Annotated in this window: 16 protein-coding genes; 12 read left to right on the top strand and 4 right to left on the bottom strand. The window is 56.2% G+C overall.

Going from position 1 to position 13,497, the window contains the following annotated elements; translation table 11 throughout:
• The first annotated feature begins 6 nt into the window (after positions 1-6).
• The 3 genes from ltaE (at position 7) to ACG0Z5_RS10075 (ending at position 3,556) form a co-directional block, all read left to right on the top strand.
• The gene (gene ltaE, locus ACG0Z5_RS10085; protein WP_394446929.1) at positions 7-1,014 is read left to right on the top strand and encodes a low-specificity L-threonine aldolase; all 1,008 of its coding nucleotides are present in this window, start codon (positions 7-9) and stop codon (positions 1,012-1,014) included.
• A gap of 1 nt (position 1,015) precedes the next feature.
• Positions 1,016-2,461, top strand: a complete 1,446-nt coding sequence (locus ACG0Z5_RS10080; protein WP_394446927.1) for an SDR family oxidoreductase — start codon at positions 1,016-1,018, stop codon at positions 2,459-2,461.
• An 81-nt stretch (positions 2,462-2,542) separates the two neighbouring features.
• Positions 2,543-3,556, top strand: a complete 1,014-nt coding sequence (locus tag ACG0Z5_RS10075; protein WP_394446924.1) for an NAD-dependent epimerase/dehydratase family protein — start codon at positions 2,543-2,545, stop codon at positions 3,554-3,556.
• Between the two features lie 10 nt (positions 3,557-3,566).
• Here the strand turns inward: ACG0Z5_RS10075 and ACG0Z5_RS10070 are convergent, their stop codons facing one another.
• Both ACG0Z5_RS10070 and ACG0Z5_RS10065 read right to left on the bottom strand, forming a co-directional pair.
• A complete protein-coding gene (locus ACG0Z5_RS10070) occupies positions 3,567-4,409 on the bottom strand; it encodes an N-acetylmuramoyl-L-alanine amidase (protein WP_394446922.1) in 843 nt (280 codons plus the stop codon).
• A complete protein-coding gene (locus ACG0Z5_RS10065; RefSeq protein WP_013366920.1) occupies positions 4,406-4,729 on the bottom strand; it encodes a heavy metal-binding domain-containing protein in 324 nt (107 codons plus the stop codon). Before ACG0Z5_RS10065 ends, ACG0Z5_RS10070 begins: the two co-directional genes overlap by 4 nt.
• 108 nt (positions 4,730-4,837) lie before the next feature.
• Here ACG0Z5_RS10065 and ACG0Z5_RS10060 point away from each other — a divergent pair, with 108 nt between their 5' ends.
• From ACG0Z5_RS10060 to artJ, 6 genes are all read left to right on the top strand, one after another.
• Positions 4,838-5,350 carry a lipoprotein gene (locus tag ACG0Z5_RS10060; RefSeq protein ID WP_394446919.1) on the top strand — a complete coding sequence of 171 codons (513 nt, stop codon included), beginning with the start codon at positions 4,838-4,840 and terminating at the stop codon, positions 5,348-5,350.
• Positions 5,351-5,558: 208 nt separating this feature from the next.
• Entirely contained in the window at positions 5,559-6,287 is a 729-nt protein-coding gene (artP, locus tag ACG0Z5_RS10055) for an arginine ABC transporter ATP-binding protein ArtP (RefSeq protein ID WP_394446917.1), read from the top strand.
• Positions 6,288-6,307: 20 nt separating this feature from the next.
• The gene (artI, locus tag ACG0Z5_RS10050) at positions 6,308-7,039 is read left to right on the top strand and encodes an arginine ABC transporter substrate-binding protein ArtI (protein WP_319629789.1); all 732 of its coding nucleotides are present in this window, start codon (positions 6,308-6,310) and stop codon (positions 7,037-7,039) included.
• A gap of 6 nt (positions 7,040-7,045) precedes the next feature.
• On the top strand, positions 7,046-7,762 hold the full coding sequence (gene artQ / locus ACG0Z5_RS10045; RefSeq protein ID WP_319629788.1) for an arginine ABC transporter permease ArtQ: 717 nt from the start codon (positions 7,046-7,048) through the stop codon (positions 7,760-7,762).
• Positions 7,762-8,430, top strand: a complete 669-nt coding sequence (gene artM / locus ACG0Z5_RS10040; protein ID WP_394446914.1) for an arginine ABC transporter permease ArtM — start codon at positions 7,762-7,764, stop codon at positions 8,428-8,430. The genes artQ and artM overlap by 1 nt, the downstream gene beginning before the upstream one ends.
• 176 nt (positions 8,431-8,606) lie before the next feature.
• Positions 8,607-9,338 (top strand): arginine ABC transporter substrate-binding protein ArtJ, encoded by a 732-nt coding sequence (gene artJ, locus ACG0Z5_RS10035; RefSeq protein WP_319629786.1) that lies wholly within the window; start codon positions 8,607-8,609, stop codon positions 9,336-9,338.
• 59 nt (positions 9,339-9,397) lie between these two features.
• Here artJ and ACG0Z5_RS10030 read toward each other — a convergent pair whose 3' ends face one another.
• On the bottom strand, positions 9,398-10,870 hold the full coding sequence (locus ACG0Z5_RS10030) for a sensor histidine kinase (protein ID WP_394446911.1): 1,473 nt from the start codon (positions 10,868-10,870) through the stop codon (positions 9,398-9,400).
• The gene (locus ACG0Z5_RS10025; RefSeq protein ID WP_394446909.1) at positions 10,867-11,589 is read right to left on the bottom strand and encodes a response regulator; all 723 of its coding nucleotides are present in this window, start codon (positions 11,587-11,589) and stop codon (positions 10,867-10,869) included. Before ACG0Z5_RS10025 ends, ACG0Z5_RS10030 begins: the two co-directional genes overlap by 4 nt.
• A 139-nt stretch (positions 11,590-11,728) precedes the next feature.
• On the opposite strand from ACG0Z5_RS10025, the gene ACG0Z5_RS10020 reads away from it, so the two are divergent.
• The 3 genes from ACG0Z5_RS10020 to ACG0Z5_RS10010 are packed head-to-tail and all read left to right on the top strand — an operon-like array spanning position 11,729 to position 13,466.
• Positions 11,729-12,328, top strand: a complete 600-nt coding sequence (locus ACG0Z5_RS10020; protein ID WP_394446907.1) for a cytochrome b/b6 domain-containing protein — start codon at positions 11,729-11,731, stop codon at positions 12,326-12,328.
• A 10-nt stretch (positions 12,329-12,338) separates the two neighbouring features.
• The gene (locus ACG0Z5_RS10015) at positions 12,339-13,109 is read left to right on the top strand and encodes a molybdopterin-dependent oxidoreductase (protein WP_394446905.1); all 771 of its coding nucleotides are present in this window, start codon (positions 12,339-12,341) and stop codon (positions 13,107-13,109) included.
• A gap of 42 nt (positions 13,110-13,151) precedes the next feature.
• A complete protein-coding gene (locus ACG0Z5_RS10010; protein WP_394446903.1) occupies positions 13,152-13,466 on the top strand; it encodes a pentapeptide MXKDX repeat protein in 315 nt (104 codons plus the stop codon).
• Positions 13,467-13,497 lie beyond the last annotated feature (31 nt).

Below are 13,497 nucleotides of genomic sequence, written 5' to 3'. Positions count from 1 at the left end.
AATGCCGTGATCGATTTACGTAGTGATACCGTTACCCGCCCTGGGCGCGCCATGCTGGAACAGATGATGGCCGCCCCGGTCGGGGATGATGTGTACGGGGATGACCCGACCGTGAATGAACTGCAACGCTACGCGGCGGAGCTGGGCGGTAAAGAAGCCGCCCTGTTCCTGCCGACCGGCACACAGGCTAACCTGGTGGCGCTGCTGAGCCACTGCGAACGCGGCGAAGAGTACATTGTCGGTCAGGGGGCGCATAACTATCTGTACGAAGCAGGCGGGGCCGCAGTGCTCGGCAGCATCCAGCCTCAGCCGATTGACGCGGCCAGCGACGCGACTCTGCCGCTCGACAAAGTCGCGGCCAAAATCAAAGCCGACGATATTCACTTCGCCCGCACTAAACTGCTCAGCCTCGAAAACACCCACAACGGCAAAGTGCTGCCGCGCGAATACCTGAAAGAGGCGTGGGAATTTACCCGTGAGCGCGGGCTGGGCCTGCACGTTGACGGGGCACGTATCTTCAACGCCATCGTGGCCTACGGCTGCGAGCTAAAAGACGTGACCCAATATTGCGACTCCTTCACCATCTGCCTGTCTAAAGGCCTGGGCACGCCGGTCGGCTCCCTGCTGGTCGGCAATGCCGATTACATCAAGCGCGCCAACCGCTGGCGTAAAATGACCGGCGGCGGGATGCGCCAGGCGGGTATTCTGGCGGCGGCGGGTCTGTATGCACTGAAAAATAACGTGCAGCGTTTGCAGGAAGATCACGACAACGCCGCGTGGATGGCGGAACAGCTGAAAGCCATCGGGGCAGACGTGATGCGCCATGACACCAACATGCTGTTCGTGCGCGTCGGTGAAGAAAACGCCGCCGCACTGGGCGAACATCTGCGTGCCAACGGGGTGCTGATCAACGCCTCACCGGTTGTGCGCCTGGTGATGCATCTGGACGTTAATCGCCAGCAGCTCGAAGAAGTGGTTGGTCACTGGAAATCATTTCTGAACCGTAGGGGCTAACGTGCAAACAATTCTGGTGCTTGGCGCCAGCGGCTACATCGGCCAGCACCTGGTCACGGAACTCAGCGCGCGCGGCATGACCGTGCGGGCTGCGGCACGCAACACGGATCGTTTACAAAAGTTGGCGCTGCCTGGCGTCAGCTGTCATCACCTCGATCTTAACTGGCCCACCGAACTGCCCGCCCTGCTGGACGGTGTAGACACGGTCTATTTTCTGGTTCACGGCATGGGTGAAGGCGGTAATTTTGTCGCCCATGAGCGTCAGGTGGCGCTCAACGTGCGCGATGCCCTGCGTCAACAGCCGGTGAAACAGGTCATCTTTTTAAGCTCGTTACAGGCCTCGGAACATCAACAGTCGGATCACCTGCGTGCCCGCCAACTCACCGGGGAACTGCTGCGAGAAGCCGGTATTCCGGTGACCGAACTGCGCGCGGGCATTATCGTCGGCGCGGGGTCTGCGGCATTCGAAGTAATGCGCGACATGGTTTACAACCTGCCAGTGCTGACCCCGCCGCGCTGGGTTCGCTCCCGTACCACGCCAATTGCGCTGGAAAACCTGCTTTTTTACCTAGTGGAATTGCTCCATCATCCGGCAGAGCAGCATCGCGTTCTCGAAGCCGCCGGGCCAGATGTGTTGAGCTATCAGCAGCAGTTCGAGCATTTCATGCGGATCAGCGGCCGTCATCGTCTGCTGATCCCCATTCCCTTCCCCACCCGTTGGATTTCGGTGTGGTTTTTGAACGTCATTACCTCTGTGCCGCCGACCACCGCCAAGGCGCTGATCCAGGGCCTAAAACACGATCTGCTGGCAGACGACAGCGATCTGCGGGCGCTGATCCCACAGCCGTTGATCTCTTTTGATGAGGCGGTCAAACGCACGTTGCAAGAAGAACAACAGCTGATGAATTCCAGCGACTGGGGCTATGACGCCCAGGCGTTTGCCCGCTGGCGGCCAGAATATGGGTACTTTCCGAAGCAGGCGGGCTGTACCGTCAGTACGTCCGCCAGCCTGGATGCGCTGTGGCAGGTGGTTAATCGTCTTGGCGGTAAAGAGCGTTATTTCTTCGGCAATATTCTGTGGGATATTCGCGCCGGGATGGATCGGGCAATCGGTCATAAGCTGGCGAAAGGTCGCCCGGCACGTGAAATGCTGGAGACTGGCGATGCGGTGGACAGCTGGAAAGTCATCATCGTCGAGCCGCGCAAACAGCTGTCGCTGCTGTTTGGCATGAAGGCCCCGGGGCTGGGCCGGCTGAGTTTTACGCTGAAGGATAAAGGCGACCATCGTGAAATCGACGTTCGCGCCTGGTGGCATCCGCACGGTATGCCAGGCTTGTTCTATTGGTTGCTAATGATCCCGGCGCATCTGTTCATTTTCCGGGGCATGGCTAAACGAATTGTGACGCTCGCCGAAGAAATCACGCGCAAATCGCGAAATCAGGGATGATTCTTCGCAGTTTCTCATTGCAACTCAGCGTAATTCACGGAAAAATGCGCACGAAATTCTTTTCAAACACAGTGGATTGATATGAAGGTCTTGGTCACCGGAGCCACCAGCGGTTTAGGCCGTAATGCGGTGGAATATCTGCGCCGTAAAGGCATCAGCGTCAGAGCAACCGGTCGCAATGAAGCGATGGGGCGGCTGCTGGAAAAAATGGGCGCTGAGTTTGTCCCGGCGGACCTGACCGAGCTGGTGTCATCGCAGGCAAAAGTGATGCTCGCCGGAATCGATACCCTGTGGCACTGCTCCTCTTTCACCTCCCCGTGGGGCACCCAGGAAGCGTTCGATTTAGCCAACGTGCGCGCCACGCGTCGTCTGGGCGAATGGTCCGTGGCCTGGGGGGTGCGCAACTTTATTCATATCTCTTCCCCGTCGCTCTATTTTGATTATCACCACCATCGCGACATCAAAGAAGATTTCCGCCCGCAGCGTTTTGCCAATGAATTTGCCCGCAGCAAAGCCGCTGGCGAAGAGGTGATTAAACTGTTGGCGCAGGCCAACCCGAACACCCGTTTCACGGTGCTGCGTCCGCAAAGCCTGTTTGGCCCGCACGATAAAGTGTTTATTCCGCGCCTGGCGCAGATGATGCACCATTACGGCAGCGTGCTGCTGCCACGCGGTGGCGCGGCGCAGGTGGATATGACCTATTACGAAAACGCGGTACATGCGATGTGGCTGGCGAGCCAGCCGCAGTGTGATTCGCTACCGTCAGGCCGGGCATATAACATCACCAACGGCGAGCCGCGCAGCCTGAAAAGCATCGTGCAGAAGCTTATCCACGAGCTGGATATTCACTGCCGCATCCGGTCGGTGCCGTATCCAATGCTGGATATGGTCGCCCGCAGCATGGAGCGTTTTGGCAACAAAGCGGCGAAAGAACCCTCTTTCACCCACTACGGAGTGTCCAAACTGAACTTTGATTTCACTCTGGACATCAGCCGTGCCGAGCAAGAGCTCGGCTATCAGCCGATTGTCAGCCTCGATCAAGGGATCGTGCAGACCGCTCACTGGCTGAAAGATCACGGGAAACTGCCGCGCTAACGCTCAGCCTTTAACCCTGGCCATATTTTTCCAGTAACGCTTCGGCGATGGCCTGGGTTTGTGCATCCGCGATGCCGTCGTAGCGAGCCGGTCGGAAATGCATCTGAAACGCCATAATTACGCGTTTCTTCTGATCGGCTGTCATCCCCGGTGCCACCTCATAGCCATAACGCGAGAGCAAATCCAGCACGGCCCCCGTGTTTACGCGCTCCGACGGCAGACGCCCATTAAGATAGAACGCCACCCGATTCGCATCCGGCCACGCACCTATCCCCTGCTGCGCCATCAGCTGCCACGGGAAGAGCGGGCCAGGATCGACTTTACGCTGCGGAGCAACATCGGCATGGGCGACCACGTTCTGCGGTTCAATGTGATATCGCGCAATGATGTCTTTCGCCAGCGGGATCAAGGCGTTGATTTGCGACTGGGCAAACGGGGTAAAGCTTTTTTCCCCTGCGACGGTCTGCCAGCCTTTATTTTCCAGTTCAATACCAATCGAAGTATCATTGATGCGCGTGGCCCCGCGCCAGAAACTCACCCCCGCATGCCAGGCAAGATCCTGTTCCGGCACCAGCTGCCAGATAAGCGGCTTACCCTTTTGTTGCGGTGGATTTTCGGGGACCAGGTAATGCACGCTGACCTTGTCATCCGTCAGGGTCGCCAGAGAATTTTCAAAATCTCCGGCGGTGTAATGGATAACCAGCACTTTGACGCGCGGGTAAGCATTGGGCGACGGATGGCTGGTATCCAGCATATAGCCCGGCTTGCTTACCAGAGGCGGCTGCCCGGCATCCTTTTTACTGGCGCAGCCTGCCAACAGCAGCGCCAGGGACATCAGTAAGAAACGCTTCATCGACGCACTTTAACGGCGGTACCGCTGACGCTGACCATCAGCATACTGCTGTCTTTACCGACGGTTTCGTAATCAATGTCGATGCCGACCACTGCATCCGCGCCCAGCGCTTTGGCCTGTTCGCCCAGTTCCTGGAACGCGATTTCACGCGCCTTACGCAGTTCTTTCTCATACGCGCCAGAACGCCCGCCGACGATGTCGCGGATCCCGGCAAAAAAATCACGAAAAATATTGGCGCCCAGAATCGCTTCGCCGGTCACGACGCCGCAGTATTCCACGATAGTTTGCCCTTCCAGGGTCGGTGTAGTTGAAAATTGCATTCATCCTCCTTCTTCAATGCCTTAGCTCGGTTAGTCAAACACATTATCGTCCTGATACGCTATGCTTGAAAACATCTAAATCGTAGTCAGTCTATAAGGAAATCACTCATGCGCTACTCTGCCGCTGCACTTCTTGTCCCTTGCGCACTTCTGCTGAGCGCCTGCACCACCGTTACGCCTGCCTATAAAGATATTGGTACCCGGTCTGGCGCTTGCGTAGAAGGCGGCCCGGACACCGTGGCCCAGAAGTTTTACGACTATCGCATTCAGCATCGCAACAACGATTTGACCGCTCTGCGTCCCTACCTGAGCGACGACCTCGCCAAAGTGCTTAACGATGCGAATAACGATCCGAACAAACGTGCGTTGATGCAACAGGACCTGTTCTCAAGCCGCACAACAGCACCTGACAGCGCCGATGTGGCTGACGCCTCCACCATCCCGAATACCGATGCCCGCAACATTCCGCTGCGTGTAGAACTGAAGCAGGGTTCCAACAGCTGGCAGGATGAAGTGTTGATGATCCGGGAAGGCCAGTGCTGGGCTGTAGACGATGTGCGCTACCTCGGCGGCACCGTTCACGCTCCGGCTGGCACCCTGCGCCAGACCCTCTCTAAGTAAAATATCCCCGTAATTACTCAGGTAAAATGTCTGGCATTCTGTGATGAATGCCGACATTTATTCCCCCGCCCCTGCGCTCTCGCTATTTTGTGCTAACTTTAAGTATAAACGTGGTTTATATTTAAGTTTTAACGCAGAAATATTGCATAACTATTCTGTGAACGTTACTATTTGCGGCCTCAATAGCTATCGGTGTCAGATTTCCCGGATGAGTATAAAACTAGAAGGCATTAACTGCTTTTACGGCGCACATCAGGCGCTGTTCGACATAACCCTGGATTGCCCGCAGGGTGAAACGCTGGTGCTGCTTGGCCCTAGCGGCGCGGGAAAAAGCTCGCTGTTGCGCGTTCTTAACCTGCTGGAGATGCCGCGTTCTGGCACGCTTTCCATTGCAGGAAATCAGTTCAATTTCAGCAAAGCCCCTTCCGATAAGGCGATTCGTGACCTGCGTCAGAACGTCGGTATGGTCTTTCAGCAGTACAACCTCTGGCCGCACCTGACCGTGCTGCAAAACCTGATTGAAGCCCCATGTCGCGTGCTCGGCTTATCCAAAGAGCAGGCTCTGGCTCGCGCCGAAAAGCTGCTGGAACGTCTGCGCCTGAAGCCGTATAGCGACCGCTATCCGCTGCATTTATCCGGCGGTCAGCAACAACGTGTGGCCATTGCCCGGGCGCTGATGATGGAACCGCAGGTTCTGCTGTTTGATGAGCCAACCGCCGCATTGGATCCGGAAATCACCGCCCAGATTGTCAGCATCATTCGCGAGCTGGCACAAACTCAGATTACCCAGGTTATCGTGACCCATGAAGTCGAAGTGGCGCGGAAAACCGCCAGTCGAGTGGTGTATATGGAAAACGGTCATATTGTTGAACTTGGGGATGCGGCGTGCTTTGCCCATCCGCAGACCGACGCCTTTAAAAACTATCTTTCACACTGATGTATTCGGGAACAATGACAATGAAAAAAATCGTGATTGCCGCGCTGCTGGCCAGCGTCAGCCTGTCCGCCGGTGCAGCACAGACCATTCGTTTTGCGATGGAAGCGTCCTACCCTCCGTTTGAATCCATGGATGCCAGCAATAAGATTGTCGGCTTCGACGTGGACCTGGCGAACGCCTTGTGTAAACAAATCGACGCCACCTGTACCTTTACCAACCAGGCATTCGACAGCCTGATCCCTAGCCTGAAATTCCGTCGTTTTGACGCCGTTATTTCCGGCATGGACATCACGCCAGAGCGTGAAAAACAGGTGCTGTTCACCAAGCCTTACTACGATAACTCCGCGCTGTTCGTGGGTCAGAAAGGCAAAGTTGCAGACATCGCCGCGCTGAAAGGCAAAAAAGTTGGCATGCAGAACGGCACCACGCATCAGAAGTTCATCATGGATAAACATCCGGAAATCACGACCGTGCCATACGACAGCTACCAGAACGCCAAACTGGATCTGCAGAATGGCCGTATTGACGCGGTGTTCGGTGATACCGCCGTGGTGACCGAATGGCTGAAAGCCGATCCGAAACTGGCCGCCATCGGCGATAAAGTGACCGATAAAGAATACTTTGGTACCGGCCTCGGCATCGCCGTGCGTCAGGGCAACACCGATCTGCAGCAGAAACTGGATGCTGCGCTCGACAAAGTGAAACAGGATGGGACTTACCAGACCATCTACAGCAAATGGTTCCAGAAGTAATTCTTGATGAACGAAATGTTTCCATTAGCAAGCGCCGCCGGGATGACCGTCGGCCTTGCCGTTTGTGCGCTGGCGATAGGCCTGGTGCTGGCGATGATCTTTGCGGTGTGGGAGTCAGCGAAATGGCGTCCTGTCGCATGGCTCGGCACCGGACTGGTCACCCTTCTGCGTGGATTACCGGAAATTCTGGTGGTCCTGTTTATCTATTTCGGCTCCTCACAGCTGCTGCTCCTGCTGTCTGACGGCTTTACGCTGAACCTCGGTTTTGCGCAGATCCCGATTCAGGTGCAGATTGAAAACTTCGACGTCAGCCCGTTCCTGTGCGGCGTGATTGCGCTGTCGCTGCTCTATTCCGCCTACGCCTCGCAAACGCTGCGTGGCGCGCTGAAAGCCGTCCCGCAGGGTCAGTGGGAATCCGGTCAGGCGCTGGGGCTGTCGAAAGCGGCGATTTTCTTCCGGCTGGTGATGCCGCAGATGTGGCGTCATGCGCTGCCGGGGCTCGGGAACCAGTGGCTGGTGCTGCTGAAAGATACCGCCCTGGTGTCGCTTATCAGCGTGAACGATTTGATGTTGCAGACCAAAAGCATCGCCACCCGTACCCAGGAGCCGTTTACCTGGTACATCGTGGCGGCGGCTATTTACCTCGTTATCACCCTGCTCAGTCAGTACATTCTTAAACGCATTGACCTGCGCGCGACTCGCTTTGAACGGAGACCAGGCTGATGCTTGAGTATTTACCCGAACTGATGAAGGGGCTGCACACCAGCTTGACGCTGACTGTGGCCTCCATCGTGCTGGCGCTGATTATGTCGCTGATTTTCACCATCATCCTGACGCTGAAAACGCCAGTGCTGGTATGGATTGTCCGCGCCTATATCACGCTGTTTACCGGTACGCCGCTGCTGGTGCAGATTTTCCTGATTTACTACGGTCCAGGCCAGTTCCCGCAGTTACAGAACTATCCGGCGCTGTGGCATCTGCTCTCTGAACCCTGGCTGTGCGCAATGATTGCCCTGTCGCTCAACAGCGCCGCCTATACCACCCAGCTGTTCTATGGCGCGATCCGCGCTATCCCGGACGGCCAGTGGCAATCCTGCGGTGCGTTGGGGATGAGCAAGAAAGACACCCTGGCTATCCTGCTGCCGTATGCGTTCAAACGCGCCCTCTCCTCTTACTCCAACGAAGTGGTGCTGGTGTTCAAGAGTACCTCTCTGGCGTACACCATTACATTGATGGAAGTGATGGGTCACGGACAGCTGCTGTATGGCCGGACCTATGACGTGATGGTGTTTGGCGCGGCGGGCCTGGTATATCTGGTGGTCAACGGGCTGCTGACGTTGATGATGCGCCTGATCGAACGTAAGGCACTGGCGTTTGAACGCCGTAACTGATACTGCATAAGAAAGCATCACCGTAAGCGGGCAAGTGATTCACTTCCCGCTTTTTTTTACGCCCAAAATAAAATATTTAGTCATTTTTATTGCATGATAATTCACAAGATGGCAAGGTAACTCCCATGCCTCAGACACGGCACAACATCATAAGATTGACCGACGGGAGCTTTACCATGAAGAAACTTATTCTGGCAGCGCTGCTTGCCTCTTTCGCCGCAGGCGCGGCTGCGGCTGACAAAATCAGCTTTGGCGTCTCCGCCACCTATCCACCGTTTGAATCTCTCGATGCCAACAATCAGATTGCCGGTTTTGATATCGATCTGGCGAAAGCGTTATGCAAACAAATGCAGGCGGACTGCACCTTCACCAACCACGCGTTTGACAGCCTGATCCCGTCGCTGAAATTCAAAAAATACGACGCGGTGATTTCCGGTATGGACATCACGCCTGAGCGCAGTAAGCAGGTGGCATTCACCGACCCGTACTACGCCAACTCGGCGCTGGTGATTGCGAAAAAGGGCGAGTTCACCTCTTTTGAGCAGCTGAAAGGCAAACGCATCGGGATGGAAAATGGCACCACCCATCAGAAATACCTGCAGGATAAGCACCCGGAAGTGAAAACCGTGGCGTATGACAGCTACCAGAATGCGATTATTGACCTGAAAAATGGCCGTATCGATGGGGTGTTTGGCGATACTGCGGTCGTGAATGAGTGGCTAAAAACCAATCCACAGTTGGGTACCGCCACGCCGAAAGTGACCGACGCACAGTATTTCGGTACCGGCCTGGGGATTGCCGTCCGCCCCGATAACAAAGCGCTGCTGGAAAAACTGAACGGGGCGCTGAAAGCGATTAAAGCAGACGGAACGTACCAAAAAATCAGCCAGCAGTGGTTCCCGCAGTAAGCTGAAGCGTATTGACTATCAAGCCGGGCCTTGCGCCCGGCTTTTGCATGTATAACGGCTTATAACGGCACGTAAAAGCGGAAGCAAGCTCCCGGCGTGGCATCCACCAGTCGGATACCGCCCCCGTGTAATTCGAGCATTCGCCGCACGATCAATAGCCCTAATCCGCCCCGGTCCTCACGGGCCCGTCGCGCATTGAGCGCCGAAGGACGCTGGAACAGCTGCTCTCGCAACTCTGCTTCTACCCCCGGCCCGCTGTCGGCTACTTCCACCTGCAGTTGCGCGTTTTCCTGCCAGACGCGCAGCTGAATGGTGCCGCCCTGCGGGGTGTGGCGCACCGCGTTATCCAGCAGATTGGTCACCACCCGTTCAATCATCGACACGTCAGCATTCACCAACGGCAGCGAGCGTGGCATCTCGACCTGCAGTTTCAGCTGTCGGGTTTCAATCGCCAGGTCGAATTTCTGCGCCACGTCCTGAATCAGCTCCCCGATGGCAAAGCGTTCCAGCTGCGGCTTGATCCCGCCATGTTCAAGTTTCGCCAGTTCAAACAGCTGCTGTGAAAGATGGCGCACCTTGTGGCCCTGGCGTAGGGCAATCGCCAGATACTGACGGTTATCTGCCGGCGACAGCGTGTCGGCTTTCATCGACAGGGTTTCCAGATAACCCAGTAATGACGTTAGCGGAGTACGTAAATCATGCGAAATGTTGGCAATAAACTCGCGGCGCTGGCGATCGCTGTCAGAGAGCTGATCCCACTGGCAGGCAATTTTGCGCGCCAGCTCGATAAAGGTATTGTGCAGGATCGCAACCTCATTGGCGGGCTCGCGCTCCGGCGTTTGCTGCGCCAGCTGTTTGATGGCGCTGATGCTGTCCTGATCCAGGCCGCGCACATCGGCGGTCAGCCGTTTGACCGGGCGGGTGACCGAATACCAGACCATCATCCCCGCCAGCGTGCCGAACAACGCCACCAGCAACAGCGACCACAGCACCGTGCTCCAGAGCGCTTTTTCCCAGGCGCTGTCGGACAGCGCATTGAGATTTTCGCCCTGCAATATAATGTACAGATAGCAGTGTAATACGCCGTTTAACCGCACCGGCGCCACGCTGAAGACTTTCTGTTTATCGAGACTGCGCGGATCGTCGCCAAACACCGGCCACGCCGCGCCGCCGAGGAAGGTTTGCAACGGTGCCACATCGATTTTCTGCCGTTTGATGTGTCCAGCCGGGGCCGCATCGGCCAATAAATCGCCTTCCGGCGACACCAGATACAACTCCACGCTCGGGTTCAGGTTCATCAGCCTGTCAAACAGGGTTTTGAGCGTCTGGCGATTGACTTCCCCCTGTTTATCCAGCAGCGGCTCGCTGTTGACGATTTGCTGCGCCAACCCGGCGGAAAGGCGCTGAACCATCGCGCTGCCGTATTGCGAGGAGCTGTAAAGCTGCACGCTGCACGCCGCTACGGCGCACAGCAGCAAAATGGCGGTGAACACCAGCGTCAGCCGCTGGCTGAGGCTCAAACGGCGGATCATAAAGCGGGCTCCGTTTTATCGCTGGCAAACTTATAGCCTTTACCCCAGACGGTGAGAATGATTTCAGGCTCCGCCGCGTCGCGCTCGATTTTGATGCGCAGCCGGTTGATATGGGTGTTGACGGTATGCTCGTAGCCTTCGTGTTGGTAGCCCCAGACGCTGTCGAGCAGCGACAGGCGAGAGAACACTTCCCCCGGATGACGGGCGAACCAGTACAGCAAGTCAAACTCGCGCGGGGTTAATTCGACAATCTCATCGCGCAGACGCACTTCGCGCGCCAGCGGATCGATAGTCAGCCCGTGGGCAGTAATCAAGCCGCCCTCCATGCGAATGTTCTGCCCCATCGCTTCCTGACGCCGGAACAGCGCTTTCACGCGGGCAATCAGTTCCAGCACGGAAAACGGTTTTGGCAAATAGTCGTCCGCGCCCATCTCCAGGCCCAAAACGCGGTGCGTTTCGCTGGTGCGGGCGCTGATAATGATCACCGGCAGGTAGCGCGTCATCTGCCGAATACGACGGCAAATCTCCAGGCCGTCAACGCCGGGCAGCATCAGATCGAGGATAACCGCATCCCAGACAGGCTTCTCAAGCTGCACCAGGGCCTGGTGACCGTCCGCTTCGTGGACAATCTCGTAACCCTCATCCTGTAAATTCAGCCGCAGCAAGGTGGCGATATCCTGATCGTCTTCAACCAGCAGTATTTTCTTTGGGTTATTCATGGCGTTCCACCGACAGTCTTTTGTTAAAGCTTAACGCAGGCAAGCGCCGCAAGTTATCACATTTTATTTAAACTTCCGTGAGGATCTGGTGACCCGATGCGGCGCATGCTGCAAACATGTCATCCGGGGAGAATCCACCATGTCCTCATCGCGTCCAGAAAAGATCCACCCGCTGTGGTTGCGCTGCTGCCATTGGGTAAACGCCATCGCCATCGCGGGCATGATGTTCAGCGGCTGGCGAATCTATAACGCCTCGCCGCTGTTTGATTTCGACTTTCCAGCGAACCTCACCCTCGGCGGCTGGCTCGGCGGGGCGCTGCAATGGCACTTCGCCATGATGTGGGTGCTGGTGATTAACGGCGCGGTCTATCTGACGCTCGGCATTGTAAGTGGTCGCTTCCGCCGCAAATTCTTCCCACTTTCTTTTCGCCAATTGCGCGATGACCTGCTGGCAGCCCTGCGCGGCAAGCTGCAACACGCCGACCTGAGTCATTACAACATGGTGCAAAAGCTGGCCTATCTCGGCGCGATTGCGCTCGGCGTCGGGATGCTGCTCTCAGGGCTGGTGCTGTGGAAATCCGTCCAGTTTCCGCTGCTGCGGGAAATGCTTGGCGGCTACGAGGCCGCGCGGTACATCCACTTTTTCTGCATGAGTGCGATGGCTCTGTTCGTGATTATTCATTTGCTGATGGTGTTGCTGGTACCGCGGACGTTATTGGCCATGCTGCGTGGACGCTAAGGACAACAGAATGAAAAAACCGACCTCACTCTCTGCCAGCGATGCCCATTATCTGGTCAAAGACGCGGAGAAACTGTTAAGCCCGGACCGTCGCCGCCTGCTGCGCCAGGGTTTGACCCTGGGCGGCGTGATGATGCTCACCGGGTGTGATATCAGTGATAACGAAAGCGTAGAGACAGTGCTGTCCCGCATGTCGCGCTTTAACGATCGGGTACAGGGTTTTCTCTTCAGCCACCGTAATCTGGCGCCGGAATACCAAGAATCCGAGATAACCCGCCCGTTTCCGTTTAACGCCTTTTACGGCGAGGACGATATCCCCCAGGTCGACGGGCGGGACTTCCAGCTGGAAATTCGCGGCCTGGTGCGGGACACCAAAGCCTGGACGCTGCCGGAGCTGTACCACATGCAGCAGGCAAGCCAGGTCACCCGCCACATTTGCGTCGAGGGCTGGAGTGCGATCGGCAAATGGGGCGGCGTGCCTTTTGCTCAGTTTTTACAGCTCATCGGGGCCGATACCCGCGCGAAATACGTCAGTTTCCGTTGCGCCGATGATTACTACACCAGCATTGATATGGCCACCGCCCTGCATCCGCAAACGCTATTGGCTCTGACCTGGGATAATCAAATCCTGCCGCCGAAGTACGGTTATCCGATGAAAATCCGCATCCCCACCAAGCTCGGGTACAAAAACCCGAAACACGTTTTATCCATTGAAGTCACCAATCGCTTCCCGGGCGGTTACTGGGAAGATCAGGGTTACAACTGGTTTGGTGGCAGCTAATTCACGACGACACAACCCCAACCTAAATAACGAGGAAATACCATGAAAAAGATGATGCTTGCCGCCGCTGCCGTTTCTGCCCTGGTGATGTTTAACGTTCAGGCCGCCGACAACATGAGCAACGACACAATGGCAAAAGATAAAATGGCGATGTCCCATGACGGGATGGCGAAAGACAATATGGGTAAACCCTGTAAAGACGAGATGTGCAAGGACGGGATGAAGAAAGACGCGATGAAAAAGGACAGTATGGGGAAAATGGATAACATGTCGAAAGACGGCATGAAAAAAGACAGCATGGGGAAAATGGATAACATGTCGAAAGACGGCATGAAAAAAGACAGCATGAGCAAATAAACGCCGGGCCGGGTCAGGTGTCAGCCTGCCC

This window comes from Scandinavium sp. M-37 (genome assembly GCF_043558715.1).
Lineage (GTDB): Bacteria > Pseudomonadota > Gammaproteobacteria > Enterobacterales > Enterobacteriaceae > Scandinavium > Scandinavium vulneris_A.
This window is presented reverse-complemented; position numbering and strand designations above follow the sequence as displayed.

What these genes read in the sequence shown, in the direction of transcription:
- artP (WP_394446917.1), top strand. Translation starts at nt 5,559, where the DNA reads ATGAGTATAAAACTAGAAGGCATTAACTGCTTTTACGGCGCACATCAG.
- ACG0Z5_RS10075 (WP_394446924.1), top strand. Translation starts at nt 2,543, where the DNA reads ATGAAGGTCTTGGTCACCGGAGCCACCAGCGGTTTAGGCCGTAATGCG.
- artI (WP_319629789.1), top strand. Translation starts at nt 6,308, where the DNA reads ATGAAAAAAATCGTGATTGCCGCGCTGCTGGCCAGCGTCAGCCTGTCC.
- ACG0Z5_RS10025 (WP_394446909.1), bottom strand. Translation starts at nt 11,589, where the DNA reads ATGAATAACCCAAAGAAAATACTGCTGGTTGAAGACGATCAGGATATC.
- ACG0Z5_RS10060 (WP_394446919.1), top strand. Translation starts at nt 4,838, where the DNA reads ATGCGCTACTCTGCCGCTGCACTTCTTGTCCCTTGCGCACTTCTGCTG.
- ACG0Z5_RS10015 (WP_394446905.1), top strand. Translation starts at nt 12,339, where the DNA reads ATGAAAAAACCGACCTCACTCTCTGCCAGCGATGCCCATTATCTGGTC.
- ACG0Z5_RS10065 (WP_013366920.1), bottom strand. Translation starts at nt 4,729, where the DNA reads ATGCAATTTTCAACTACACCGACCCTGGAAGGGCAAACTATCGTGGAA.
- artM (WP_394446914.1), top strand. Translation starts at nt 7,762, where the DNA reads ATGCTTGAGTATTTACCCGAACTGATGAAGGGGCTGCACACCAGCTTG.
- artQ (WP_319629788.1), top strand. Translation starts at nt 7,046, where the DNA reads ATGAACGAAATGTTTCCATTAGCAAGCGCCGCCGGGATGACCGTCGGC.
- artJ (WP_319629786.1), top strand. Translation starts at nt 8,607, where the DNA reads ATGAAGAAACTTATTCTGGCAGCGCTGCTTGCCTCTTTCGCCGCAGGC.
- ACG0Z5_RS10020 (WP_394446907.1), top strand. Translation starts at nt 11,729, where the DNA reads ATGTCCTCATCGCGTCCAGAAAAGATCCACCCGCTGTGGTTGCGCTGC.
- ACG0Z5_RS10070 (WP_394446922.1), bottom strand. Translation starts at nt 4,409, where the DNA reads ATGAAGCGTTTCTTACTGATGTCCCTGGCGCTGCTGTTGGCAGGCTGC.
- ACG0Z5_RS10030 (WP_394446911.1), bottom strand. Translation starts at nt 10,870, where the DNA reads ATGATCCGCCGTTTGAGCCTCAGCCAGCGGCTGACGCTGGTGTTCACC.
- ACG0Z5_RS10010 (WP_394446903.1), top strand. Translation starts at nt 13,152, where the DNA reads ATGAAAAAGATGATGCTTGCCGCCGCTGCCGTTTCTGCCCTGGTGATG.